Below are 25,452 nucleotides of genomic sequence, written 5' to 3'. Positions count from 1 at the left end.
TCCGCGCCGGTCAGCGCAGCTCGGCTTCCTGTCCGATGCGACGGACGGAGCTCGCCTGCGGGCCCATGGGCCCCTCGGTGGTCGCCACGGTCACCCGGACCGACTCGCCGACGGCGAGATCGTCATAGGACCCGGACACCACCGCGTTGCGCGTGAAGTAGAGGTCGGGGGAGCCGGCCACTTCGATGAAGCCGTAGTTCTGGTCGGGGAAGAGGCGCACGATGCGGCCGGTGGTGCCGTCGCTCTCGTGGACCTTCACCTCGCCGCGGCGGATGCTGCTGTGGTCCTCCAGCTGCCGCTGCACCTTGTCGAAGGTCCGGTTCACCACGGCGGTGTGGTCGTTCTTGCTGTCGTGCCGCTCTTCCTGGTCCTTGGCGACGATGCTCTTGGCCCCGGGCACCTCCACCTCCACCGAGATGCCGATCGGCACCTTGCCGCCGGCCGGCGCGCGATAGGGCACCTCGACGAGCACGCGGCAGCCGACGATGTGGTCGTGATAGCGCTCCAGACGGGCGACCCGTTCCCGGATGAGGGTCTCCAGGAATTCCGAGCTCTCCAGGTTCTTGAAGGCGATCTGCAGCGGAACGTCCATGTATGCTCTCCTTTTGGGGTCCGCTCCGGCGCGATCCGTTCGGCCCGCGCCGGAGCCTCATGGTCGGGGTCCGCCCGCGAGCGGACCCCGGCTGGTCGTCAGTGCTGCCGGTTCGTGGTCGAGCCGGTCGAGCCCGTGTTCGATCCGGTCACGGACGCGCCGGACGTGGAGCCGGCTGCGGACTGGGTTCCGGTCGAGCCGGAGCCCGCCTGGGTGCCGGGCGAGCCGGAGCTCGACATCTCGCTGGCGGTCTGGCCCAGCCGATGGCCGCTGCCGCCCTGCGTCCCGCCCGACTGCGCCCCGGACGACTGCGTCTCGGAGCCGCCGGTGTGCGAGCCGTAGCTGCCGCCGGAGGCGCCGCCCGACGAGCGGCCCATGCCCGAGCCGGTCTCGCCCGCCGAGCCGCCCATGCCGAAGGACGAGCCCCAGCCGGAGCGCTCCTGCTGACGGATGCGCAGGTTGTTCTGGCAGTGGGTCACGCCGGTGACGCTCTCCACGATGTCTTCGGCGTGGCGCTTGGCATGGCGGCTGTCCACCGTGCCGGTCAGCGTCACCTCGCCGCCCTTCACCTCGATGTCGATCTCGCTGGCGTCGATCATCGGGTCGTCCGTCAACCGGTCGTTGACGTCGTCGCGGATCCGGTCGTCCGAGCGCTGGTAGCCGCGCGGCCCGCGGCCCCGGTGCATGCCCATGAAGCCGCCCGAGCCCGATCCGCCCTGGTCGCCCATGCGCTGCCAGCTCGGCTTCTCGCCGGTGGGACCGCCCCACCAGCCCTGGTCGTCGCGCCGGTTGCCGAAGCCGCGCTCCTCATGGAACGCGCCCTGCTGGCCGCGGAAGTCGCCCGAGGAATAGCCCGGCTCGACATAGCCGCCGGCGAAGCCGCGACCGCCGCCCGCAAGGCCGCCGCCGCGCTCCATGCCGCCGCCCATCAGGCCGCCGCGCTGGTCCATGTTCACGCGCTCGCCCCGGTAGGAGGCGCCGTAGCCGCCCACGTCGGACTGGCCGTAGCCGCCATATCCGGCGCGGCCCTCGGTGTTGTAGCCGCGGCCCTGGCCACCCATGCCGCCTCCCTGGCCGCCATATCCGCCCTGGCCGCCGTAGCCGCCGAAGCCCGACTGGGGCCGGCCGCTGCCGCCGGAGAACGACGGGAAGCCCGACCGCTCGCGGCTGTTGCCGTAGTTCGGCTCGTCCCGATACATGTCGCCGACGCCGGTGCCATAGTCGTTGGAGAAGTCGTCGTCGGCGTTGCGCCAGCCGCTTTCCGACGCGCCGCCGGCGCTCTGGCGGTCCCAGCCGCCGCCGCGATAGCCGCGGTCGTAGTCGCGATAGCCGCGGTCGTACTGGCCGCCCTGCTGGCCGCCGCCCGTGCCGCCGAACTGCTGGTGCTGCTCGCCGCGGCCATAGTCGCCGCGCCCCTGCTGGCCGCCCGGGCCATAGGTCGAGCCGTAGTCGCCACCCTCGCGGCGGCGGAACCGGTCCTCGCCCTGACGATAGCGATCGTCGCGCCAATCCTGGGCCATGATGTCCTCCATGGTTCATTTCGGAGCCGGACCCCCGGCGCGGGCTGACGGCCCGTCGCGCGGGTCGGGTCCGGGGCGCCGCTCGTCGTGCGGTTGTTCCGGCCGCCGCGGCGCGTGGCGGCCGGGATCGGGTTGGGCGGCCCGGCCGCTCGGCCGGGCGCCCGCGTCACTGCGGGGCCGACGGGGCCGGAGAGCCGGTGCCGGACTCGAAGTTCTCGATCGACGGGTCGCCTTCGGCGCCCATGCTGCCGCCCTCGGTCCGCGCGCCGCCGGTGGAGCCGGTGGCCGGGGAGGTCGGCGCACCCGGCAACTCCTGCACATGCGCCAGGTGCTGCTGCAGGATCGGCAGCGTCTCGGCGGCGAACGCCTTGATAGCCGACTGGTCGCCGTTCTGGGCGTAGGCCTCGAACATGCGCACGGCCTCCTCGTGGGCCTGGTACTGGGCGCGCACATAGGCCTGGTCGAAGTTGCCGGAGGCGCTCGCCAACGTGTCCATCATCTCCTTGTGGCGGACCTCCAGGTCGGCTTCCGACTGCGGCACCGACGCCATCTCCAGGCCGGCTTCCTGAACGGCCGTGCGCATCTTCTCGCCGGCGGAGGTATGATCGGCGATCATCTGGCGGGCGAACGCCTTCACCTGCTCGTCCTGGGCCTGCTGCTCGGCGAGGCGGCTCGACAGGATCTCGAACTGGTTGGAGCTGGTCGCCATGCGCAGGAAGGTCGGCGTGTCGATCTTCATGCTCTCCATCGGGACGTCGCTCATGGTCGGCGTCGTCGTCGGCGGGGTCGACTGGGACAGCGCCGGAACGGTCACGCCGGCCATGACGAGCGCGCTGGCGAGGGCGGCGAGACGAAGCGTGCGAAGGGTCATGGAGGTCTCCTCGGAAACGTTTGGCCGGTCGGCTCGCGCCGTGTCCCGGCCCCTCGCTGGCAACGGCCCTCGGCTTATGAAGTTCCTTTGAATCCTGAATGACTTAGCTGTAGCTTAAGGCGTCTTGCGCCGCGGTGGCCGGCCTCGTTGCGGGCGGGCGGCGAACGGGCTCGCGGGCTTTTGCGTTGATGGCGGAGAGCATGGCTCGAGAGCCGACGAGGGAGCCGCCGATGGCCAGACAGACCGACGCGCAGAAGGAAACCGTCGAACGTGTCATGCACGAGTTCAAGCATGGCGAACTGGAGCAGCGGAACGGCAAGCGCGTGCGCAACCCGCGCCAGGCGATCGCCATCGCGCTCTCCGAGGCCGGCGCCTCCAACCGGCAGTCGCCGGAGGAGAACCGCCGCCGTCTGAAGGACACCAAGCGCAAGGAGCGGTCGGGACGAACCGCCCGGGACGCGGCTGAGGGCAAGGGACCAACGAGGGCCGAGCTCTACGCCGAGGCCCGGAAGCGGGATCTGCCCGGCCGGTCCAGGATGACCAAGGATGAACTCGCCCGCGCGTTGAAGGCCTGATCGGGATCGCGCCCGCTCGGGCGACCGCCGCCGACCGGAGGGCGTCATGACCGACGACACCCGCGACGAGGACCGACGCCGCATGGTGGACCTGATCCGCCGCGCCGGCGTGCGGGATCCGGACGTGCTGGCCGCCATGGAAGCGGTCCCGCGCGACGCCTTCGTGCCCGAGGCCGAGCGGTTCCGGGCCTATGACGACCGGGCGCTGCCGATCGAAGCCGGCCAGACCATCTCGCAGCCCTTCATCGTCGCCCTCATGGCCGAGGCCGCGCGCCTGGAGCCCGCCGACCGGGTGCTGGAGATCGGCACCGGCTCCGGCTACGGGGCCGCGGTCCTCTCCCGGCTTGCCGGCTCGGTCGTTACTGTGGAGCGCCATCCGGACCTGGCGGAGACCGCGCGCCGCCGCCTCGCCGCCCTCGGCTACGACACCGTCGAGGTCGTCGTCGGCGACGGCACAAGGGGCTGGCCCGATGCCGCTCCCTTCGACGCCATCGTGGTGACCGCCGGCGGCCCGGCGATCCCGGCGCCGCTGAAGGAGCAGCTCGCCCTCGACGGCCGCCTCATCATCCCGGTCGGCCCGGCGCCCGGCGACCTCGACCTCCTTCGGCTCACCCGCCGGGGACCCGACAGCTTCGACGAAGACGATCTCGGCCGCGTCGCCTTCGTGCCGCTGATCGGCGCCCACGGCTGGCCGGACGGAACGACGCCGGGCCGATCCTAGCCCGTCGCCCGCCACGATCATGGCCCGTGACGCAGGTCCCCAAATCGCCGCTGCGACACGTGGCGGTCTCGACGCGTGCAACGTCTCGCCGCATCCGATGATATAGGCCCGGGGAAGCCGTATCCGATCCCGGGGAGGAGAGACGACGTGACCATCGATCCGCGCACATTCCTGAAGAGCCTCTACGACGCCGCCGTCGCGGCCGCGGATCCGGCGGAGGTGATCGGCGCCTATCTTCCGGCGCCCGTGAAGGGTCGCACGGTGGTGGTCGGCGCCGGCAAGGCGTCCGCCGCCATGGCGGCCGCGTTCGAGGACGCCTGGGAGGCCAAGGGTCATGGCCCGCTCGAAGGCCTCGTCGTCACCCGCTACGGCCACGGCCATCCGACCCGCCACATCGAGATCGTCGAGGCGGCGCATCCGGTGCCGGACGAGAAGGGCGCCGCCACGGCTGGCCGGATCTTCGACCTCGTCAAGGACCTCGGCCCGGACGACCAGGTGGTCGCGCTCATCTCCGGCGGCGGCTCGTCGCTCCTCTCCCTGCCGCCGGACGTGATCGGCAAGGAGGCCAAGCGCGCCGTCAACAAGATCCTGCTCGCCTCCGGCGCGTCCATCCACGAGATGAACTGCGTGCGCAAGCACCTGTCGCTGATCAAGGGCGGCCGGCTCGCCCGCGCGGCGCACCCGGCCCGGGTGATCTCGCTCGTCCTCTCCGACATCCCGGGCGACGACCCGGCCCTGGTCGCCTCCGGTCCCACCATCCCGGACGGCACCACCCGCGCCGACGCGCTCGCCATCGTGGAGCGCTACCGGATGGATCTCCCCGAGGCGGCGCTCGCGTGGCTGAACAGCCCGGAGGCCGAGGCGCCCAAGCCGTCCGACCCCGACTTCGCCCACGACACGCACCACGTCATCGCGGCCGCCCAGATGTCGCTCGACGCGGCCGCCGCCAAGGCGCGGGAGGCCGGCTTTACCCCCTACATCCTGTCCGATTCCATCGAGGGCGAGGCCCGCGACGTGGGCGAGGTGCACGCCGGCATCGTCCGCCAGGTGGTTGCGCGCAATCAGCCTTTCGCCCGGCCCTGCGTGATCCTCTCCGGCGGCGAGACCACCGTGACCGTGCGCGCCAAGGGGCGGGGAGGGCGGAACGCGGAATTCCTGCTGTCCTTCGCCATCGGCGTCGCCGGCGTGCCGGGCGTCACCGCGCTCGCCGCCGACACGGACGGCATCGACGGCTCGGAAAACAACGCCGGGGCCTTCTGCGACACCACATCGTCCGACAGGTTGTTCGCCACCGGCACCAACCCCAAGGCTTTCCTCGCCGGCAACGATGCCTATAGTGCGTTCGAGACGCTCGGTGACCTCTTGGTGACGGGGCCGACCCGCACCAACGTCAACGACTTCCGGGCGATCCTGATTGAGTGACATCGACCACCTGAGCCGGCGCCTGCCGCCGCCCGACCGACTCGCCCTGTTCCTGGACGTGGACGGCACCCTGATCGCCGCCACCCACGATGCGCGCGAGCACGGCATCACGCCCGAGCGGATCGCCCTTCTGGAGGCTCTCAGCGCTCGCCTCGGCGGTGCGCTCGCCATCCTGACCGGCCGCACGATCGAATCGGTCGACCGCTTCCTCCACCCGCTCGTGCTTCCCTGCGGCGGCCTCCAGGGCGCGGACCGGCGCTTCGCCACCGGCAAGCGCGTCATGCCCGTGCTCACCGCGGAGGCGCGGCGCCTGTTCGAGGGCATCGTGGAGGACGTCTCCGCCTTCTTCCCCATGGTGGAGATCGAGTGGAAGCCGGGCGGCCTCAGCTTCGTCTACGAGGAAGGCTCCGCCTTCATCGGCCAGCTGCACGCCCTCCTCACCGACCGGGTCGACGGCGAGTTCAAGGTGATGCGCGGCCGCGTCGCCATCGACGTGGTGCCGCTCGACGCCGACAAGGGCCATGCCCTCGACGACTTCATGAGGACCGAGACCTTCGCGGGCCGGACGCCGGTCCATGTCGGCGACGACACGCCCGACGAGCCGGCCTTCCGGGCAGCGGCCGCCGCCGGCGGATTCGGCATCTCGGTCCACCGCAAGGCCCCCGGCGTTCCCTTCACCATCGGTTCGGAAACGGACACCTGGACCTTGCTCAGAACTTACGCTGATTTGCATAAGTGACGGGTTCGAAAGGGCTCTCCCGACCCGCGACCGTTCCGTCCCCAGCATTACATCGATTTAATTTGCATGAGGAGACGGATCGGGAAAAAGTCCCTGTGTCAGCCAAACACAGGAGGAAAAAATGGCCTGGACTGCTCCGAAGATCGAAGAGATGTGCGTCGGCATGGAAATCAACATGTACTTCCCGCCGGAAGTCTGATTTCCGATGCCGTCTCGCGCACCCAAGGTGACGAGATGAGCACGGGGCGCGGAGCCGCCAACGGGCGGCTTCGGGCTCTGGTCCTCGGCGCGGCGGCCGGCGGGGGATTCCCCCAATGGAATTGCAACTGCGCCAACTGCGCCGACGTCCGGCGCGGCGTGAGGGGCCTGGAGCCGCGCACCCAGTCGTCCCTGGCGGTGACGGCGAACGGCGCCGAGTGGGCGATCCTCAACGCCTCGCCCGAGATCACCACGCAGCTGATCCGCACCCCGGCGCTGCATCCGGCCGATCCGGCCTCGGTCGGAAACCGGCACACGCCGATTCACACGGTTCTGATCACGAACGGCGACATCGACCACGTGACCGGGCTGCTGGGCCTGCGCGAGAAGCAGGCCTTCCGGGTGCTCGGCACGGCCGAGATCCTGGCCGTGATCGACCAGAATCCCATCTTCCAGGCGCTCGACCGCAGCCTCGTCCGCTTCGAGCCGGTCGCCCTCGACGAGCCGTTCGCGCTCGTGCCGGGCGTCACCGCGACGCTCTTTCCTGTACCGGGAAAGGTGCCGCTCTATCTGGAAGGCGAGACCGTGGTGACGGACCTCGAAGGCGAGAACACCGTCGGCGTCGACCTCGTCGGGCCATCGGGCGAGCGGATCGCCTACGTGCCCGGCTGCGCCCGCATGACGGGCCGCCTGAAGGACCGGCTCGCCGGCGCGGACGTCGTCTTCTTCGACGGCACCGTCTTCACCGACGACGAGATGATCGCCCAGGGCGTCGGCCAGAAGACCGGCCGCCGCATGGGCCACATGGCGATGAGCGGACCGGACGGGTCCCTCGACGCCTTCCGGGACATTCCGGTCAAGCGCCGGATCTATGTCCACATCAACAACACCAACCCGGCCCTCCGGGAGGGATCGTCCGCGCGCCGGACGGTGGAGGAGGCGGGATGGGAGATCGCGACCGACGGAATGGACGTCACCCCATGACGATGGCCAAGCACACCGACCAGACGCCGATGTCCCCGGATCAGCTGGAAGCCGCCCTGCGCAGGATCGGCGCGGAGCGCTATCACAGCCTCCATCCCTTCCACAAGAAGCTCCACGGCGGCCAGTGCTCGATCGACCAGGTCCGGGCCTGGGCGCTCAACCGCTACTGCTACCAGTCCATCATCCCGCAGAAGGACGCCGCCCTGATGGCGCGCTGCGAGGACCGGGAGCTGCGCCGGGAGTGGCTGCACCGGATCACGGACCACGACGGCCTCGACGGCGGGGAGGGCGGCATCGACCGCTGGCTCATGCTGACCGACGGTCTCGGCTTCGACCGCGACTACGTGATGTCCAAGCGCGGCGCCCTGCCGGCGACGCGCTTCGCCACCGAGGCCTATCTCCATTTCGTCCGCGATCGCACGCTCCTGGAAGCCGTCGCTTCGTCGCTGACCGAGCTGTTCGCGCCCCAGCTCCACGAGGAGCGGATCTCGGGCATGCTCGGCCACTACGACTTCATCAACGAGCGCGTGATCGCCTACTTCCGCCGCCGCCTCGACCAGGCCCCGCGCGACGCCGATTTCGCGCTGCGCTACGTTCTGGAGAACGCCCGCACGGTGGAGCAGCAGCAGGCCGCCCTCGGCGCGCTGACCTTCAAGACCGAGGTGCTCTGGGCCCAGCTGGACGCGCTCTGGCTCGCGTATGTGGACCCGGCCATGCCCGCCCCCGGCGCCTGGCGCCCCGGAGAGGGCATGGCGACAGCGCGCGAGGCGGCGGAGTAGGGCTCTGACACGCCGGTGGACCTCTGGTCCGACCCTCCCGACGGGGGGCATTCGCACTTCTGAGGCACCAGCCTCGACCGCACGGGACGCCCATGACCGCGACGCCTGAAGACCGCCTTCCCGATACGGCGACGCCGCGGATCTCGCGCGGCGTGCGTCTTCGCTTCGACGAGGCGCGCGAGACCTACATGCTGCTCGCACCGGAGCGCGCCGTGAAGGTGGACCCGATCGCCGCCGCCATCCTCGAGGAGGTGGACGGGACGAAGACCTTCGCGGCGATCGTCGATACTCTGGCGGCGAAGTACGCCGCGCCCCGCGAGCAGATCGCCGGCGACGCCCGCCGCATGCTCGTGGACCTGTTGGACAAGCGCATGCTGGAGATCGCGCCATGAACGCGCCCGTCGTCTCGCCGGAACCCGTGAAGGCCGTCCGCCGCGTGCCGCCGCCCATGGCCATGCTGGCGGAACTCACCCATCGCTGCCCGCTGAAGTGCCCCTACTGCTCCAACCCGCTGGAGATGGTGAAGCGCGCCGACGAGCTCACCACCGAGGAGTGGACGAGCGTTTTGCGCCAGGCCGCCGCCATGGGCGTCCTCCACGTGCACTTCTCCGGCGGGGAGCCGGCCGCCCGGCGCGACCTGGAGGACCTCGTCACTGTTGGGCGCGAGGTGGGCCTCTACACCAACCTCATCACCTCCGGCGTCGGCCTCACCGAGGCGCGGGTGAAGGACCTGTCCGCCCGCGGGCTCGACCACGTGCAGCTCTCCATACAGGGCACGGACTCCGAAACCGCCGACCTGGTGGGCGGTTACCGCGGTGGCTTCGACCACAAGATGAAGGTTGCTGCATGGATCGGCGCCGAGGGGCTGCCGCTCACGGTCAACGCCGTCATGCACCGGCGCAACCTCCACAAGGTGCGTGAGACGATTCATCTGGCGGTCGAACTCGGCGCCCGGCGCATCGAGATCGCCAACACCCAGATCCACGGCTGGGCGGTGAAGAACCGCGCCGCCCTCCTGCCGACCCGCGCCATGGTGGACGCCTGCACGGCCGTCGTCATGGAGGAGCGCGAGCGGCTGAAGGGCACGCTCGTGATCGACTACGTGCCGCCGGACCACCATTCCATCTACCCGAAGGCCTGCATGGGCGGCTGGGGACGCGTCGGAATCAACATCGAGCCGAACGGCAAGGTGCTGCCCTGCCACGCGGCCGCCACCATCCCGCACCTCACCTTCGAGACCGTGCGGGAGAAGCCGCTCGCCTGGATCTGGAACGAAAGTTCCTCCTTTAACGCCTATCGCGGCACCGACTGGATGCCCGAGCCCTGCCGCTCGTGCGAGCGCAAGACCGTCGATTTCGGCGGCTGCCGTTGCCAGGCCATGGCCTACGCTGGCGACGCCTCCGCCACCGATCCCATGTGCATCAAGTCGCCGCTCCGCGACACGATCCGCCAGCTGACCGAGGCGGAAAGCGAAGTCGGCGAGATCCCGGCCTACGAGTACCGGACGATGTGAGGGCGGGGCGGCATTTAGGGGCAGGATCGGTCGAAATGCAGCGCCGACCAATGTCCGCCCGATCTGCCTCGATCGTCATGGTCCGCTTCAGGCGGACCACCCACGCATTCCGGAGTTGACAGCAAAAATGCGTGGATGGTCTGCTTTCGCAGACCATGACGAGGGAGAGTAGTCGGTGGCGCGGAGGGCGCTTGCCGCCTCAGATCTGCATCGCCGTCAGGATCGGGCCGATCTTCGTAGCCCAACCCTTCGACCGTCATGGTCCGCGCAGGCGGGCCACCCACGCTTTGCTTCCCCCGCGACCCTCACGACCCCACTCACCCCTCCAACCGCCCCCCTTGGGTGAGCACGCGGCTCTTCAGGATGTCTGCCGCCTCGATGGTCGAGAGCGCGTCCGCCCCGACTTCCCCTTCCGCCTCCTCCAGCAACCGGTTGGCCTGCCGCAGCTTCGCCCGGTCGAGCGCGTTGCGGATGCTGCGGGCGTTGGCAAAATGGGGCTGCGTGCGCCGGGCCGCCACATAGGCCGCGAACGCCGTCCGGCCGGCCTCCGACAGCCGATACGCCTGCCGCGCCAGCATCCGCTCGGCGATCTCGATCAGTTCATCGTCCGAATAGTCCGGAAAGTCGATGTGGTGGGCGATGCGCGAGCGGAAGCCGGGGTTGCTCTCGAAGAAGGTCTCCATCCGCTTGCCGTAGCCGGCGAGGATCACCACCAGGTCGTCCCGCTGGTTCTCCATCACCTGCAAGAGGATTTCGATCGCCTCCTGGCCGTAGTCGCGCTCGTTCTCGGGCCTGTAGAGATAGTAGGCCTCGTCGATGAACAGCACGCCGCCCATGGCCTTCTTGATCACGTCCCTCGTTTTCGGGGCGGTGTGGCCGATGTACTGGCCGACGAGATCGTCCCGCGTGACCGAGACGAGGTGGCCCTTGCGGATGTAGCCGAGCCGGTGCAGAAGGCTCGCCATCCGCAGCGCGACCGTGGTCTTGCCGGTGCCCGGGTTGCCGGTGAAGCTCATGTGCAGCGTCGGGGTTTCGTGCACGAGCCCGAGGTCCGCCCGCGCCCGGTCCACGAGCAGCAGCGCCGCCGTCTCGCGGATCCGCCCCTTCACGGGCTTCAGCCCGACGAGGTCGCGGTCGAGCTCGGCAAGAACGGCCGCCACGCCGGATTCCTCGAAGGCGCGGCGAAGGTCGACGGCGCCCGTCATGGCAGACGGGCCTCGGCGGCGAGGGCTGGAACCGGAGGCCTGGACACTGGACCCACTTTCCGCGTTGATCGGCAATCACCCGACCATCCACGGATTTCCGCGGAAGGGAAAGGGGCTCCGTCGCCGTCCGGTGTGACCAGACGTCCGACGCGCCGCTGCCGCACCCATCACGATTTACGCCGTCATGGTCTGCGCAGGCAGACCACCCACGCATTCCTCTTTCGAGCCGCCGATAGCATGGCTGATCCGCCTTCGCGGACCATGACGGCGTTGAGGCATGGACACCGCTGGCAAGTGAACGCCGGCCGTCTCCACCCGCCCTCGGTCGTCATCCCGGCGAAAGCCGGGATCCAGCCGACGCGAGCGCCACCCGCGCCGTCGACACCAATCCAAAATGGGTTGGACCCCGGCTTTCGCCGGGGTGATGTTTTCACGTAGAGGGTCGGCGGCGCGCACTGAGCCCACCCATGGGGCCACGTGGGCCCCCGCCGATCCCGTTCTCAGTTGATCTTCTGGTCCAGGCTGCCGCTCTTGTAGCGCTTGGCCATCTCGGCGAGCGGAATCGGCTTGATGCGGGCGGCGTTTCCGGCCGTGCCGAACTCCTCGAAGCGCTGGATGCAGAGCTTGCGCATCGCCTCCATGGCGGGCTTCAGGTACTTGCGCGGGTCGAACTCGCTCGGGTTCTCGGCGAACACCTTGCGGATCGCGCCGGTCAGCGCCATGCGGTTGTCCGTGTCGATGTTGATCTTGCGCACGCCATGCTTGATGCCGCGCTGGATCTCCTCCACCGGCACGCCCCAGGTCGGCTTCATCTCGCCGCCGTACCGGTTGATGATCTCCTGCAGCTCCTCCGGCACCGACGACGAGCCGTGCATGACGAGGTGCGTCGTCGGCAGGCGGCGGTGGATCTCCTCGATCACGGTCATCGCCAGCACTTCGCCGTCCGGCTTGCGGGTGAACTTGTAGGCGCCGTGGCTGGTGCCCATGGCGACGGCGAGGGCGTCCACCTTGGTGTCCTTGACGAACTGCACCGCCTGCTCCGGGTCGGTCAGCAGTTGGTCGTGGGAGAGCACGCCCTCGAAGCCGTGGCCGTCCTCCTTCTCGCCCATGCCGGATTCCAGCGAGCCGAGCACGCCGATCTCGCCTTCCACCGAAACGCCGCCCCAGTGGGCCATGTCCACCACGCGGCGGGTGATGCCGGCGTTGTAGGCGTAGTCGCCCGGCGTCTTGCCATCCTCCTTCAGCGAGCCGTCCATCATCACGGAGGTGAAGCCGTTTTGGATGGCGGTCATGCAGGTGGCTTCGTTGTTGCCATGGTCGAGATGCATGCAGATCGGGATGTCCGGATGCAGCTCGACGAGACCGTCGATCAGCTTGGCGAGGATGATGTCGTTCGCATAGGCACGCGCGCCGCGGCTGGCCTGGATGATCACCGGGGAATCCGTGGCCGCCGCGGCCTCGAGGATCGCCAGCCCCTGTTCCATGTTGTTGATGTTGAAGGCCGGCACGCCATAACCGTGCTCGGCCGCATCATCCAGCAACTGCCGAAGCGTAATACGGGCCATCTGTCATCCTCTCGTTTGGCCGGCCGCCCGCCGGGGGAGGGGAGGGAGGCGGAAGCGGTCCGGCGCGGAAGCAGTCGGGCTATGAAATACCCACAAACGTGACGTCTTGATCTACGCCTTTGGGCGGATTGAGGCGATAAGTCCCGCCGGGCCGCATCCCGCGTCACGCACGCTGCTGAACTTCACTCTTTAATATTAACGAGGCCGGTCTCCGTTCTTTCGTGCCCAACCTCCGGCGCCGATCCGTGGAACCGGCGAACCGGCCGCCGCACAGCGGCTTGGGACGTCGTCGTTCGGTGCAACGTTACTCGACGACTATTTGTCAGTTTTAACACTTTCGTGCGCATCTACTGTTGTGTCCTGCAATTCTGGTTGGTACCTTGCGCACTCCGCCATCTTGTTGGAGATGCGCTCCATGAACGCCCGCGCTACACACGGCTTGTTGTGGCTCATCGGCATTCTGGCTTGTGGAATGGTCTTTCTGGCTGGGGCTGCCGCGGCGCTCGCCAATCCACCGGCGGAAAAGCGGGTCGCCCTTGTGATCGGCAACGGAGCCTATACGGGCATCGCGGCTCTCACCAATCCGGCGAACGATGCCCGCGCCGTGGCGACGAAGCTGCGCGCGCTCGGGTTCGACACGGTGGAGGCGATCGACGCCAACGACACCGCCATGAAGAAGGCCATCCGCGAATTCGCCAGTCGCCTGGACGAGGCGGACGTCGGCCTGTTCTACTATGCAGGCCACGGAATCCAACTCGACAACGTCAACTACCTCCTCGCCGTCAATGCCGAGATCGCCGAAGAGGACGACGTCAACTACGGTGCCGCCGCCATCCGGGTGGACGACTTCCTGAAGCCGATGGACGACAAGGCGAACATCAAGGTCGTCATCCTCGACGCCTGCCGCAACAACCCGTTCGTGGCCGAACTCCAGCGCAGCATGGGGAAGCGGAGCGTGGCGGTCGGGCGCGGTCTCGCCCGGCTCGACCCGGGCATCAACCGGCTGATCGCCTACTCCACCGAGCCCGGCAACACGGCGAGCGACGGCAGCGGCGACAACAGCCCTTTCACCAAAGCGTTGCTCAAGCACATCGACGCACCGGGCATCAGCTTCGGCGACATGATGTCGGAAGTGACCGCCGACGTCGCCTCCGCCACCAACAACGCCCAGATCCCGTCGGTCGTGCAGTCGCTCCGGCAGCGCTTCCAGATGCGCCCGGCCGCGGAGGTGCAGGTCGCCGTGGCGGCGCCCCAGGCTGTCGCGCCCGGCGATCAATCGACCGTCGCCCCGGGCACCGTCTACAGTCAGCCGGTGCCGGCAGCGCCGACGGGGCCCGACCTCGCCGGCGAGGACGCGCTCTGGGAGATGGTTCAGGACTCCGACGACCCGAGCGACCTGCAGTACTATCTCGATCTCCACCCCTATGGTCGCTACGTGGGCGCGGCGCGCTTCCGGCTCGGCAAGCTGAAGGCCAAGGCCGAACCGTCCGCCGCGGTCGCTGCCGAACCCGCACCGCCCGCACCCGTGGCGCAACCGGTCACCGCCGCGCCGATGGTCGGGCCGGCGCCCGTCGGTCAATCGCCCATGGTCCAGACGGCGCCGCTGCAGCAGCCCAACCCCTACGGCCAGCCGCCTGTGGCCGGCGCCGCGGTGATGGCCGCGGTCAATCCTGGATACGCCGCGGCCCAGCCTGGCGCCCCCGCGCAGCGGAGCCTGTTCGACCTGTCGCAGCCCGGCGACCCGACAACCGAGGCGGCTTTCACCCGGGAGATCCGGCGCGAGATCCAGGGCCGATTGACAAGCCTCGGCTTCTCCACCGGCGGTGTCGACGGCGCCTTCGGCAATCGGACCCGAGACGCTATCCTGAGCTGGCAAGTGAGCGCCAGCGCCGCTCCGACCCGCTACTTGACCCAGCAGCAACTCGTCGCTCTCCGCGTCATGTCGGAGGAACGTTATTCGGTCTGGCTCGCCGAGCAGCAGCAGCGCGCGGCGGCCGCCCGCACCCAGTCCCGGCTTCAGAAGAAGCAAAACTCCGGCAACGACGCCTTCAGCGGCGCCCTGCTCGGCGGTGCCATCGGCGGCTTTGTCGGCAGCGTGATCGGGCGGCACTGACTCGCCCGCCGGGCGGCCGCTGTCCGGATTCGGGATGCCACAGGGCGCCGTCACCGGCCTTGGCGCCACAGTCGCCGGCCTCTGCGTCGCCGGCCCCTGGCGCCGAGCCGCTCCGTTCGCGCCTGAGGGGGCACGGAAGGGGGCACGGAGCGGCTTTGCTCGCTCGTGAGGGAGACGGCTTCAGTCACCCCCTCGAGCTGCACGGTCTCCCCGATCTCGCGCCCGGTGCCCTGGCCGGGTCGACCGTTCCGGGTGCCCGCCTGAAGTCCGCGGGAGGGTCGACCCACCGAAGTCGTGCCGCTCAAGTCGTGCCGCTCAGATCCGGCTCTTGCGCTCCATGAGACGCATGATCTTCGGCGTCAGGATCAATTGCATCGCAAGCTCCATCTTAGAGCCCGGCACCACGATGGAATTCGCCCGCGACATGAAGCTGTTGTGGATCATCGACAGGAGATACGGGAAGTCGATGCCCCGCGGGTTGCGGAAGCGGATCACCACCATGCTCTCGTCGGCGGTCGGGATCCAGCGCGCGACGAACGGGTTGGACGTGTCCACCGTCGGCACCCGCTGGAAGTTGATGTCCGTCTCGGTGAACTGCGGGCAGATGTAGTGCACGTAATCGTGCATGCGCCTCAGGATCGTGTCCGTCACCGCCTCGGTGGAATAGCCCCGGGTGTCGCGGTCCCGGTGGATCTTCTGGATCCACTCTAGGTTGATGACCGGCACCACGCCCACCTTCAGGTCCACGTACTGGCAGATGTTGATGTCGCCGGTCACCACGGCGCCGTGAAGGCCCTCGTAGAACAGGAGGTCCGTCTCCTCCGGGAACGGCACCCAGGGCGTGAACGTGCCAACGGGGGCGCCGAACAGGCGCTCCTCCTCGTGGTCGTGGATGTAGTTGCGCGTCTTGCCCCGTCCGGCCTCGCCATACTGGCGGAACACCTCCTCCAGCAGTTCCAGCTGGTTGGCGTCCGGTCCGAAGTGGCTGAAGGTCGGGTTGCCCTTCGCCATCTCGTCCGTCGCCTTGGCCTTCATGGCGTCGCGGTCGTAGCGGTGGAAGGCATCGCCCTCGATATAGGCGGCCTTGATGCCCTCGCGCCGGAAGATGCGTTCGAACGTGTAGCGCACCGAGGTCGTGCCCGCACCGGACGAGCCGGTGACGGCGATGATCGGATGGCGTTCGGACATGGGCGTCCCTTCTCAACCCCGTCGCGGCCTTGTCTGGCGCCGCCCCCCTTCTCGCAGGGGGCGGGGTGCCGCGTTGCCGATCAGGCTAGCACGTCCCGGAAGAGGATGCCCCAGGGCCGGACGCCGCGCCTGGAGCGCTTTTCCGACCTGACGGAACCGTCAGGTCGACAAGGCAACGCTTCAGGTTCGATGAGCTGGAGCATGCTCTCGGCGATCAAGTCGCGTGACGTGATCGGAGAATGCTCCAGCCGGCCGACGCGCGGATCAGGCGCGGAACAGGCCGCGGTAGCCGAACAGCGGCGAGCGCTCGCCGAGCGTTTCCGGATTGGCCTCGTACTGCTCCACCCGTTGCACCTCCTTGGCGGCGCCGAAGATGATCGGCGTGCGCTGGTGCAGGTCCGTCGGCACCACGTCGAGAATGCGCTCCTTGCCGGTGGAGGCGCGCCCGCCGGCCTGTTCCACCAGGAAGGCGATCGGGTTCGCCTCGTAGGTCAGGCGGATGCGGCCGCTGGTGTAGCCCTTCCGGGTGTCGCCCGGGTAGAGGAAGATGCCGCCGCGCGCCAGGATGCGGCTGGTATCGGCCACGAGGGACGCCACCCAGCGCATGTTGAAGTCCTTCTCGCGCGGCCCGTCCGTGCCGGCGAGGAGGTCGTCGATGTAGTGGCGGATCGCCGGCGACCAGAAGCGGTAGTTCGACGCGTTCACGGCGAACTCCTTGCACTCCTCCGGAATCGCCGCGTGCGGGTTGCGCACGTAGAAGGTGTTGTCGGCCCGGTCCAGGGTGAACACCTCCACGCCCGTGCCGAGCGTCAGCACGATGTCCGTGTGCGGGCCGTAGATCACGTAGCCGGCGGCGAGCTGGCGGTTGCCGGGCTGCAGGAAGGAGTCGCCCTCCGGCAGGACCGGCAGCACCGAGAAGATTGTGCCGACGGAGACGTTCGTCTCGATGTTGGACGAGCCGTCCAGCGGGTCCACGGCCACGACCACCAGGCCGGCGTCGTTCAGGTGCTCGACCTCGTCGGATTCCTCCGAGCCCACCGAATGCACGCCGGCGTCCCGAAGCGCCGCGACCACCAGGTCATGCGCCTTCACGTCCAGCGCCTTTTGGGCGTCGCCGCCGGCGTTGCCGCCGATGACCGAGGCATGGTCGGTTCCGTGCGGTCCCTCGGCCACGAGCGCGCCGAGCGTTGCCCCGGCTTTTGCGATCCCCGCCACGGCGCGCGCGACGGCGGTCCGCAGTGGATCGCCGCCGGCAAACCCGTCCAGAAACACCTCGAGGCTGTCTTGGCTGGCCATAATCCCCGTCCCTTCCTAGCCCCCGCCGCGGTTGGGGGCCAATCAAGCACCGGGATCGATAGCCTTGTCGAGCCCGGCAGTGCGTCGCAGGACAGGACGATCACACCACACTAGGCGGAGCAAGAGGGTGCCGGAATTTAATTGTTTTACGCTACTGTTCAAAAAAGCTAAACATGACGGCTGTCTCGTCCAGGTCTCGTCCCATGCGCCATACCACTCTCAAACAGCTCCGCTCCCTTGCCGCCGTGATTCGGACCGGCACGGTGACGGCCGCCGCCAACGAGTTGAACGTCACGCCTCCGGCCATCACCGCCCAGGTGAAGGCGCTCGAGGATCTGGTGGGGCTGCCGCTGATCGAGCGCGTCAGCGACCGGTTCAAGCCCACCGCCGCCGGCGAGGAGATCGCCACCACCTTGATGCGGATCGAGTCGCTCCTGTCGGAATGCGGCCACGCGCTCGCGGAGCTCAAGGACGCAGGGGCCGGCAAGGTCACCATGGGGGCGGTCTCCACCGCCAAGTATTTCGCCCCGCGCGCCATCGCGGCCTTCCGTAAGGAGCGGCCCCGGGTGGACATCCGCCTCTTCGTCGGCAACCGCGAGGACATGGTGGAGGCGCTGCGCACCTACGAGATCGACATCGCCATCATGGGCCGCGCCCCGCGCGAGCTGGACGTGGAGTCCTGGGCCATCGGCGAGCACCCCCTGGTGATGATCGCGCCGGCCGACCACCCGCTCGCGGGCGTCCGCCAGATCCCGCCGGGGGATCTTCTCGGCGAGACTTTTTTGGTGCGCGAGAGCGGGTCGGGCACACGCCTCTCGTTCGAGGGCTTCATGCTCGACGTCTGCCAGGGCTCGCCGCCGAACGTGATCGAGGTCAGCTCCAACGAAACCATCAAGCAGGCGGTCATGGCCGGGCTCGGCATCGCCTTCATCTCGGCCCACACGATCGCCACCGAGGTGGAGATCGGCCGCATGGCCATCCTGGACGTGGTCGGCCTGCCGATCCGCCGGCACTGGTTCATGGTCCGCCGGACCGACAAGCGGCTGCTGCCGGCGGCCGCGGCCCTCCGCGATTTCTGGATCAAGCGCGGGGCGAGCTTCCTCCCCACGGTTCCCGGCCTGGAGCGGGCCGAGGGCGGCGAGCCGGCCGCCTGATCGGGGGGATCAGTCCCAGCGGTCCACCACGGCGGACGTGTCGCCGCCGACGAGATCGATCAGGGTCCGCAGCGCCGTGAACTCCTGGCAACCGTCGCCGAAGGCGCCGTCGGAGAAGGTGATCTCCACGCGCTTGCACTCCTCGCCCAGCCGGTCCAGCACCTCCACGGCCTCAACATAGCGGCCGAGCTCCACATAGGCCTCGCCCAGATATTCCAGAGCGGCCCGGTTGTGCTTGTTGATCTCCAGCGCCCGCCCGTAGGCGGCCAGCGAGGCGTCGTATTTCTTCAGCTTGCGGTGGGCGAACCCGAGGCGGGCCCAGGCGTTGTCGTGATGGGGACGGTTCGCCACCACGCGAGCCATGTGGAAGACGACCGCCGGCCAGTCCTCCTTGTCCCAGGCCGCCATGCCCTTGGCGTACTCCGGGTCGCCGGATGGCGCGCGCGGGCTCATGTCGCCGCTGAACACCGCGAAGGCCGGACCGCACAGCAAAGAGATGGCGGCCGCGGCAAGCACGGTCACCAAGGTGGTCCGCATCGTCTGGCGTGAGCCGGGCGACCGGACGGTCGTGTCGATCTTGGTCGACGCCATCGTCCCCTCCTCGAGGGCTGGACGATGACTTCTACGGCCCTCCCGGTGCGCTGGATCATCCATCCGTAACTCGCGCGTCCTCGGCCGTCACTGCCCTGTGATGATCCGGTCGGCGTCGAATGCAGTATGTAAAACCATGCGGCAGAGCAGACCGGCATGAAGATCCCGAAGCGGTCGGGACAGGCCGGCCGGCAAGAGAACCGCGCGCCACAAAGGAAATGTCGATGAGCGCCATTCAGATCGTCATGTATGTGTGCCTTCTGGCCAATCCCTCAGCCTGCGAGGAGAAGGCCATTCCGGCGAACGACGCCGGCACTGTCAGCCAGTGCATGTTCTGGGCCCAGCCTCACATCGCCCAGTGGTCCGTCACCCACCCGAAGTACAAGATCGTCCGCTGGAAGTGCTCCGTCCAGGGCGCCGACGGCGAGCCCATCTGACCTCCCGATCACGCTCGCGCATCATCGTGGCGAACGGTCGCACCCGGCGCGCCGACGGCTGACGCGGCCCGCGTCGAAGCCTCGGCGTTCCGGCCCTCGCACCGTCCCGTCGGCGACCGGCTGGTCGCCGACGCGCGCCGCGGCTCCTGTCGCAATCGGCGGCGTTCCGGTGTAGACGTGCCGGCCGGAAACGCCGGAGCCGCGCCATGTCTGTCCTGATCGCCCCGTCCATGCTGTCGTGCGACTTCGCGCGCCTCGCGGATGAACTTGCCGCCATCGACCGCGCCGGCGCCGACTGGATCCACCTGGACGTCATGGACGGGCATTTCGTGCCGAACATCACGTTCGGCCCGCCGGTCATCAAGGCCATGCGGCCGCACACGCCGAAGGTGTTCGACGTCCACCTGATGATCGACCCGGTCGATCCCTTCCTCACGGCGTTCGCGGACGCGGGGGCGGACGTGATCTCCGTCCACGTGGAAGCCGGCCGGCACGTGCACCGCACCCTCCAGGCGATCCGCGGCCTCGGCCGCAAGGCGGGCGTCGTGCTCAACCCGGGCACGCCGGAAGGTGCCATCGCCTACCTCCTCGACAGCGTCGATCTCGTCCTCCTGATGACCGTGAACCCGGGTTTCGGCGGCCAGGCCTTCATCCCGGCGGTGGTCGAGAAGGTCCGGCGCGTGAAGGCCATGATCGGCGACCGGCCGATCCACATCGAGATCGACGGCGGCGTCACGCCCGAGACCGCCCCGGCCCTGGTGGCCGCTGGGGCGGACGTGCTCGTCGCCGGCACCGCCGTCTTCAAGGGCGGCACCGAGGCGGCCTACGCGGCGAACATGGAAGCCATCCGCACCGCCGCCGGAGCGCCGCGCTGATGGGCGCGCCCCGGCCCGCCGGCATCCTGTTCGACCTCGACGGCACGCTGGTGGACAGCCTGCCGGACATCGCCGACGCGCTCGGGGATCTGATGGTCGAGCACAGCCTGCCGCGCCATCCCGCGGACGCCGTCCGGCGCATGATCGGCAAGGGCGTCGCCGTCCTGGTGGAGCGCGCCTTCGCGGCGCACGGCGCCAACCTGCCGGCGGACGACCGCCGGCGCGCCGTCGACCGCTACCTCGCCCTCTACGAGCCCCGCGCTCTCAGGGACACGCGCCTCTTCCCGCACGTGGAGGACGCGGTGCGCGCGCTCGCAGCCGCCGGCCACCGCCTGGGCGTCTGCACGAACAAGCCCACCGCCGTCTCGCGGGAGATCGTCGCCGGTTTCGGCCTCGCCGACGTGCTGCCGGTGGTGATCGGCGGCGATTTCGGCCCGCCGCGCAAGCCCGCCCCCGACCTTCTCGTCACCGCCGCCGAGCATCTCCGCGTGTCGCCGGCCGACATGCTGATGGTCGGCGACAGCGCCTCCGACGTGGAGGCGGCGCGGGCGGCGGGCATGCCTGTGATTGTCGTAGAATATGGGTATACTGACGTTTCGCCGGCTGATCTCGGGGCGGACCGGCTGATCGGCGACTTCGCCGGTCTGTCGGCGGCCATCCGGTCGCTCTACGGAGAAGTCTGATGCGCGGGCTGAAGGCCCTCATCTTCGACGTCGACGGCACCCTCGCCGAGACCGAGGAAGTCCATCGCGCCGCCTTCAACGACGCGTTCAAGGCCTGCGGCCTGCCGTGGGCGTGGGACCAGCCGCTCTATCGCCTGCTGCTCGCGGTCAGCGGCGTGCGCGAGCGCATCGTCCACTATGTCGAGACCTACGATCCGCCGAGCGGCGCGGAGGCCATGGCGCGGATCGACGAGATCCAGGCGCTGAAGACCCGCATCTTCAACCGCCTCGTGGACGACCGCCACTGCCCGTTCCGCCCCGGCGTGGAGCGGCTCCTGGAGGAGGCGAAGAGCCGGGGCCTCAAGCTCGCCCTCGCCACCACCGGGCCGATCCCGAACGTGGAATCGCTCATCATCGCCAACCTCGACTACGCGGGCCTCGACCGGTTCGACGCCATAGTGGGCGGCGAGGCCGTGGAGGCGCGCAAGCCCGCGCCCGACATCTACCGGATGGCGATCGACGCCCTCGGCCTGCCGGCGCGCACGTGCCTGGTCTTCGAGGACAGCCTCAACGGCCTGAAGGCCGCCACGGCGGCGGGCGCCCGCACGGTCGTGACGCCCAGCGTCTACACCGCCAACCAGGACTTCTCCGGCGCCTTCGCTGTCGTCTCCCATCTGGGCGACCCGTTCGACCCCTACGAGCACCTGGGCGGGGCAGGGGACCGGGACCGCATGGTCACCGTCAACGCTCTCCGCCGCTGGATGGACGACGACGACGATATGCGCAGCCTGCTGACCATCGGCGGCCGCAGCGTCTACTGACCGGCCGGAGCCGACGCCGGTCAGCCGGCCGGATTGCATACGATGCACAAGAATTAGGCTCGGTGGAGTGGATTGCATGCAATCCGCTGGCGTGCCCGCGTGCCGCTGGGCCTCCAGCCGTTTGTCCGGATGCGGCGGCAACGTCCTGCAAAGCCGCCGCTTTTTCCCCGCCGTCGAGGCCGTCCGGCCGAGTGGCACGCCCATTGCTCATCAACCCTCGAGCGGACACGGCCGATCGCAACGAGCCGGCCTCCGTCGTCAACAGGGGGATGAAGCGTGATGTTCAAGCGGCCATTCGACCGTCGTACGTTCCTGAAGGGCACCGGCGCGGGCGCTCTCGCCCTCGGCTCGGGCCTTCTCACCCGCCCGGCCCATGCCGCCGGGCTCACCATCGGCATCCTCTACGTGGGGCCGCGTGACGACTTCGGCTGGAACCAGGCGCACGCGGTCGCCGCCGCCGCGCTGAAGCAGGTGCCGGACGTGACCGTGGTCGAGGAGGAGAACGTGCCGGAGACGGTGGCGGTCGCCCAGTCGATGGAATCCATGATCAGCCTCGACGGCGCCAAGCTGATCTTCGCCACCTCGTTCGGCTACTACAATCCCTTCATGGTCGACATGGCCAAGAAGTACCCGGACGTGGAGTTCCGTCACGCCGCTCCGCTGTGGACCGAGGCCGACCCCAAGAACGCCGGCTCCTATTTCGGCCAGCTCGACCAGGCCCACTACATCGACGGCGTCGCCGCCGGCCTCTGCACCAAGTCCAACAAGCTGGGCTTCGTCGCCGCCAAGCCGATCGGCACCGTGCTGCGCAACATCAACTCCTTCGCCCTCGGCGTCCGCGCCGTGAACCCGGCCGCCACCGTGCAGGTGATCTTCACCGGCGAGTGGTCCATGCCGGTGCGCGAGGCCGAGGCCGCCAACGCCCTGGTGGACGCCGGCTGCGACGTGCTCACCTGCCACGTGGACGGCCCCAAGGTGGTGATCGAGACCGCCGAGGGTCGCGGCGTGAAGTCCTGCGGCCACAACGCCTCCCAGGCGCCGCTCGCCCCGAAGGGCTTCATCACCGGCGCCGAGTACAAGTGGGAGACCATCTACAAGGACTACGCCGCCAAGCTGGCGGCCGGCGAGGCTCTGCCGAACTTCATCGGCGGCGGCTTCGACAAGGACTTCGTCCAGAACACCCCGTACGGCGCCGGCGCCACCCCGGAGGCGATCGCCGCCGCCGATGCCGCCCGCGCGGGCGTGACGGCCGGCAAGCCCATCTTCGTCGGCCCGATCAAGAAGCAGGACGGCTCGGTCCTCGTGGCCGAGGGTGCTTCGCTCGACAACTACGCCCCGGAGCTGAACGCCACCGACTACCTGATCGAGGGCGTGGTCGGCTCGATCACCTGAGGACGGTGGGGTCGACCCCTCTCCCCGACCCTCTCCCACAAGGGGAGAGGGGGACCCCCTGCGGTTCTGGTATTCGAGGCGGTGGCCGCGTCAGCCAATCGGCTCTTCCGAGCGTCCCCTCCCCCCTTGCGGGGGAGGGACAGGGAGAGGGTGAACCTCCGCCCTCCCGAATGGATCAGACTGAAGGAACCCCCATGGCCGACACCACCGTCCCGGCTCCGTCCTTCGCCTTCGCGGACGCTTTCGACCGCGTCCGACGGTCGTCGGAATACGTGGTCATCCCGCTCCTGGCGCTCCTCGCCTCGGCGGTGCTCTTCTCGCTCTTCCTGCTCGCCCTCGGCAAGAACCCGGTCGACTTCTACAGCCTCGTCTGGCGCGGCGGGTTCGGCACGTCCTTCTCCTGGCAGAACACCCTGGTGCGCGCCTCGCCGCTCATCCTCGCCGGCCTCTGCGTCGCCATCCCGGCGCGGCTCGGCATGGTGGTGATCGGCGGGGAGGGGGCCCTGGTGCTTGGCGGCTTCGCGGCGGCCGTCACCGCCATCCCGATGGTCGGCTGGTCGCCCGCGCCGCTCACGCTGGTCATGATGGCGATCTCCGCCATGGCGGTCGGCGGGCTCTGGATCGGCTTCGTCGGCTACCTGCGCCACTATCGCGGCATCAACGAGACGATCTCGTCGCTCCTCCTCAGCTACATCGCCATCTCGATCCTGAACTTCTTCGTGGAAGGCGCGCTCCGCGACCCGTCGGACCCGAACAAGCCCTCCACCATGCCGATCGGCCCGGAGACCATGATCGGCCCCATGCCGGGCACCTCCGTCCACTGGGGTCTCGCCGCCGGCATCGTGGCGTGCGTGGCCGTGTGGGTGCTGATGAACCGCACCACGTTCGGCTTCGCGGCCCGCATCACCGGCGGCAACGTGCGCGCCGCCATGGCGCAGGGCCTGCCGGTCGGCAGGCTCGTGCTCGTCTCCACCGCGCTCGCGGGGGCGCTGGTCGGGCTCGCCGGCTTCTTCGAGGTGGCGGCCATTCACGGCAAGGCGAACGCGTCGCTCATCGCCGGCTACGGCTTCACCGGCATCCTCGTCTCCTTCCTCGCCCGCCACAACCCGCTCGCCATCATCCCGGTCGCCATCTTCCTCGGCGGCATCGACGCGGCCGGCGGCCTCGTCCAGCGGCGGATGGAGCTGCCGGACGCCACCGTCCTGGTGCTCCAGGGTCTGATGTTCGTGGTGCTCCTCGTGTCCGAGACGCTCTACGGCCGCTTCGCCATCTTCAAGTCCAAGGGAGCGTGACCGCCATGGACGACGTCGGCCTCTCCACCGTTCTCCTCGCCATGCTGGCGGGCGCCATCCGGGTGTCCACGCCCTTCCTGTTCGTCGCCCTCGGCGAATGCCTCACCGAGAAGTCCGGCCGCATCAACCTCGGCCTCGAAGGCACGCTCGTGTTCGGCGCCATGGCGGCCTACGCGGTCTCCTACGAGACGGGCAGCCCGTGGCTCGGCGTCTTCGTCGCGGGCCTCACCGGCGTCTGTTTCGGGGCGCTGCACGGGGCGATCTGCAAGCTGAAGGGCGTGAACGACATCGCCATCGGCATCGCGCTGATGCTGTTCGGCACCGGCTTGGCCTTCTTCTTCGGCAAAGGCTACATCCAGCCGGTCGCCCCGCGGCTGGAGGGCGTGCAGCTGGGCTCCTGGTCCACGGACCCGAGCGTCCAGAAGGCGCTCGAGGTCAACCCGCTCTTCCTCATCGGCATCGCGCTCGCCGTCGTCATGTGGTGGGCCTTCCGCAACACGCGTCTCGGCCTCGTGGTCCGCACCACCGGCGACAGCGCCCCCGCCGCGCTCGCCCTCGGCATCAATGTGGACCTGGTGCGCTTCCTCGCCACGGCCGCCGGCGGCTTCCTGGCCGGCGTCGGCGGGGCCTTCCTGTCGCTCTACTACCCGGGCTCCTGGACCGAGGGCCTCTCCTCCGGCCAAGGCCTGATGGCCGTGGCGCTCGTCATCTTCGCCCGCTGGAACCCGCTCGCCTGCTTCGGCGCGGCGCTCCTCTTCGGGGCGGCGGGCGCGCTCGGGCCGGCGCTCCAGTCCATCGGCATCAGCCGCGGCTACCACTTCTTCAACGCGGCTCCCTACCTGATGACGCTCGTCATCATGATCCTGTCCATCTCGCCCAAGCGGTCGCTGCGCGGCGCGCCGGGCGAACTCTCCATCACCAAGTGACCACGGCCGGGCCGGCGCCCC

26 protein-coding genes are annotated in these 25,452 nt (G+C 69.2%); 18 read left to right on the top strand and 8 right to left on the bottom strand.

Annotated elements, in window-relative coordinates:
- Positions 1–10: 10 nt before the first annotated feature.
- The 3 genes from HND91_RS14145 to HND91_RS14135 all read right to left on the bottom strand — a co-directional run bounded on the left by HND91_RS14145 (position 11) and on the right by HND91_RS14135 (position 2,983).
- The gene (locus HND91_RS14145; protein WP_181707238.1) at positions 11–592 is read right to left on the bottom strand and encodes an HPF/RaiA family ribosome-associated protein; all 582 of its coding nucleotides are present in this window, start codon (positions 590–592) and stop codon (positions 11–13) included.
- A 98-nt stretch (positions 593–690) separates the two neighbouring features.
- A complete protein-coding gene (locus HND91_RS14140) occupies positions 691–2,112 on the bottom strand; it encodes a BON domain-containing protein (RefSeq protein ID WP_181707237.1) in 1,422 nt (473 codons plus the stop codon).
- Positions 2,113–2,278: 166 nt separating this feature from the next.
- Entirely contained in the window at positions 2,279–2,983 is a 705-nt protein-coding gene (locus HND91_RS14135) for a DUF4142 domain-containing protein (protein ID WP_181707236.1), read from the bottom strand.
- 230 nt (positions 2,984–3,213) lie between these two features.
- On the opposite strand from HND91_RS14135, the gene HND91_RS14130 reads away from it, so the two are divergent.
- The 9 genes from HND91_RS14130 (at position 3,214) to pqqE (ending at position 9,914) form a co-directional block, all read left to right on the top strand.
- On the top strand, positions 3,214–3,558 hold the full coding sequence (locus HND91_RS14130) for a DUF6496 domain-containing protein (protein WP_181707235.1): 345 nt from the start codon (positions 3,214–3,216) through the stop codon (positions 3,556–3,558).
- A 46-nt stretch (positions 3,559–3,604) separates the two neighbouring features.
- On the top strand, positions 3,605–4,279 hold the full coding sequence (locus HND91_RS14125; RefSeq protein ID WP_181707234.1) for a protein-L-isoaspartate(D-aspartate) O-methyltransferase: 675 nt from the start codon (positions 3,605–3,607) through the stop codon (positions 4,277–4,279).
- A gap of 147 nt (positions 4,280–4,426) precedes the next feature.
- Positions 4,427–5,701, top strand: a complete 1,275-nt coding sequence (locus HND91_RS14120; RefSeq protein WP_181707233.1) for a DUF4147 domain-containing protein — start codon at positions 4,427–4,429, stop codon at positions 5,699–5,701.
- Positions 5,694–6,440: a trehalose-phosphatase gene (locus HND91_RS14115; RefSeq protein ID WP_181707232.1), complete on the top strand. Its 747-nt coding sequence runs from the start codon at positions 5,694–5,696 to the stop codon at positions 6,438–6,440. The genes HND91_RS14120 and HND91_RS14115 overlap by 8 nt, the downstream gene beginning before the upstream one ends.
- Before the next feature lie 121 nt (positions 6,441–6,561).
- On the top strand, positions 6,562–6,639 hold the full coding sequence (gene pqqA, locus HND91_RS23080) for a pyrroloquinoline quinone precursor peptide PqqA (protein ID WP_139315263.1): 78 nt from the start codon (positions 6,562–6,564) through the stop codon (positions 6,637–6,639).
- Positions 6,640–6,674: 35 nt separating this feature from the next.
- Positions 6,675–7,622, top strand: coding sequence for a pyrroloquinoline quinone biosynthesis protein PqqB (gene pqqB, locus HND91_RS14105; protein ID WP_181707231.1), 948 nt, complete (start codon positions 6,675–6,677; stop codon positions 7,620–7,622).
- A complete protein-coding gene (gene pqqC, locus HND91_RS14100) occupies positions 7,619–8,401 on the top strand; it encodes a pyrroloquinoline-quinone synthase PqqC (RefSeq protein WP_181707230.1) in 783 nt (260 codons plus the stop codon). Before pqqB ends, pqqC begins: the two co-directional genes overlap by 4 nt.
- A gap of 92 nt (positions 8,402–8,493) precedes the next feature.
- Positions 8,494–8,793, top strand: coding sequence for a pyrroloquinoline quinone biosynthesis peptide chaperone PqqD (pqqD, locus tag HND91_RS14095; protein ID WP_181707229.1), 300 nt, complete (start codon positions 8,494–8,496; stop codon positions 8,791–8,793).
- A complete protein-coding gene (pqqE, locus tag HND91_RS14090; protein WP_181707228.1) occupies positions 8,790–9,914 on the top strand; it encodes a pyrroloquinoline quinone biosynthesis protein PqqE in 1,125 nt (374 codons plus the stop codon). Before pqqD ends, pqqE begins: the two co-directional genes overlap by 4 nt.
- A gap of 317 nt (positions 9,915–10,231) precedes the next feature.
- Here pqqE and cbbX read toward each other — a convergent pair whose 3' ends face one another.
- Complete coding sequence (cbbX, locus tag HND91_RS14085; RefSeq protein WP_181707227.1) at positions 10,232–11,119, bottom strand: CbbX protein; 888 nt, start codon at positions 11,117–11,119, stop codon at positions 10,232–10,234.
- A 500-nt stretch (positions 11,120–11,619) separates the two neighbouring features.
- On the bottom strand, positions 11,620–12,684 hold the full coding sequence (gene fba, locus HND91_RS14080; protein ID WP_181707226.1) for a class II fructose-bisphosphate aldolase: 1,065 nt from the start codon (positions 12,682–12,684) through the stop codon (positions 11,620–11,622).
- A gap of 472 nt (positions 12,685–13,156) precedes the next feature.
- Between fba and HND91_RS14075 the strand changes: the two genes are divergently transcribed.
- On the top strand, positions 13,157–14,797 hold the full coding sequence (locus HND91_RS14075; protein ID WP_181707225.1) for a caspase family protein: 1,641 nt from the start codon (positions 13,157–13,159) through the stop codon (positions 14,795–14,797).
- A 315-nt stretch (positions 14,798–15,112) separates the two neighbouring features.
- Here the strand turns inward: HND91_RS14075 and HND91_RS14070 are convergent, their stop codons facing one another.
- Positions 15,113–15,985 carry a phosphoribulokinase gene (locus HND91_RS14070; protein WP_181707224.1) on the bottom strand — a complete coding sequence of 291 codons (873 nt, stop codon included), beginning with the start codon at positions 15,983–15,985 and terminating at the stop codon, positions 15,113–15,115.
- Positions 15,986–16,249: 264 nt separating this feature from the next.
- The gene (locus HND91_RS14065; RefSeq protein ID WP_181707223.1) at positions 16,250–17,281 is read right to left on the bottom strand and encodes a class 1 fructose-bisphosphatase; all 1,032 of its coding nucleotides are present in this window, start codon (positions 17,279–17,281) and stop codon (positions 16,250–16,252) included.
- A 203-nt stretch (positions 17,282–17,484) separates the two neighbouring features.
- Here HND91_RS14065 and HND91_RS14060 point away from each other — a divergent pair, with 203 nt between their 5' ends.
- The gene (locus HND91_RS14060) at positions 17,485–18,435 is read left to right on the top strand and encodes a LysR family transcriptional regulator (protein ID WP_181707222.1); all 951 of its coding nucleotides are present in this window, start codon (positions 17,485–17,487) and stop codon (positions 18,433–18,435) included.
- A 9-nt stretch (positions 18,436–18,444) separates the two neighbouring features.
- On the opposite strand, the gene HND91_RS14055 is transcribed toward HND91_RS14060, so the two are convergent.
- A complete protein-coding gene (locus HND91_RS14055) occupies positions 18,445–19,026 on the bottom strand; it encodes a tetratricopeptide repeat protein (RefSeq protein WP_181707221.1) in 582 nt (193 codons plus the stop codon).
- Between the two features lie 224 nt (positions 19,027–19,250).
- On the opposite strand from HND91_RS14055, the gene HND91_RS14050 reads away from it, so the two are divergent.
- The 7 genes from HND91_RS14050 (at position 19,251) to HND91_RS14020 (ending at position 25,431) form a co-directional block, all read left to right on the top strand.
- Positions 19,251–19,463 (top strand): hypothetical protein, encoded by a 213-nt coding sequence (locus HND91_RS14050; protein WP_181707220.1) that lies wholly within the window; start codon positions 19,251–19,253, stop codon positions 19,461–19,463.
- A gap of 206 nt (positions 19,464–19,669) precedes the next feature.
- Positions 19,670–20,338 carry a ribulose-phosphate 3-epimerase gene (gene rpe, locus HND91_RS14045; RefSeq protein WP_181707219.1) on the top strand — a complete coding sequence of 223 codons (669 nt, stop codon included), beginning with the start codon at positions 19,670–19,672 and terminating at the stop codon, positions 20,336–20,338.
- Complete coding sequence (gene gph, locus HND91_RS14040; RefSeq protein ID WP_181707218.1) at positions 20,338–21,021, top strand: phosphoglycolate phosphatase; 684 nt, start codon at positions 20,338–20,340, stop codon at positions 21,019–21,021. Before rpe ends, gph begins: the two co-directional genes overlap by 1 nt.
- Positions 21,021–21,821, top strand: a complete 801-nt coding sequence (locus HND91_RS14035) for an HAD-IA family hydrolase (RefSeq protein ID WP_181707217.1) — start codon at positions 21,021–21,023, stop codon at positions 21,819–21,821. Before gph ends, HND91_RS14035 begins: the two co-directional genes overlap by 1 nt.
- A gap of 279 nt (positions 21,822–22,100) precedes the next feature.
- Complete coding sequence (locus HND91_RS14030) at positions 22,101–23,213, top strand: BMP family ABC transporter substrate-binding protein (RefSeq protein ID WP_181707216.1); 1,113 nt, start codon at positions 22,101–22,103, stop codon at positions 23,211–23,213.
- 194 nt (positions 23,214–23,407) lie between these two features.
- A complete protein-coding gene (locus HND91_RS14025; protein WP_181707215.1) occupies positions 23,408–24,505 on the top strand; it encodes an ABC transporter permease in 1,098 nt (365 codons plus the stop codon).
- Positions 24,506–24,510: 5 nt separating this feature from the next.
- Positions 24,511–25,431, top strand: coding sequence for an ABC transporter permease (locus HND91_RS14020; RefSeq protein ID WP_181707214.1), 921 nt, complete (start codon positions 24,511–24,513; stop codon positions 25,429–25,431).
- The last annotated feature ends 21 nt before the right edge of the window (positions 25,432–25,452 follow it).

It is taken from the genome of Chthonobacter rhizosphaerae, assembly GCF_013839525.1.
GTDB lineage: Bacteria > Pseudomonadota > Alphaproteobacteria > Rhizobiales > Pleomorphomonadaceae > Chthonobacter > Chthonobacter rhizosphaerae.
Note: the sequence above shows the minus strand (reverse complement) of the source record. Positions and strands in the feature narration are given on the sequence as shown.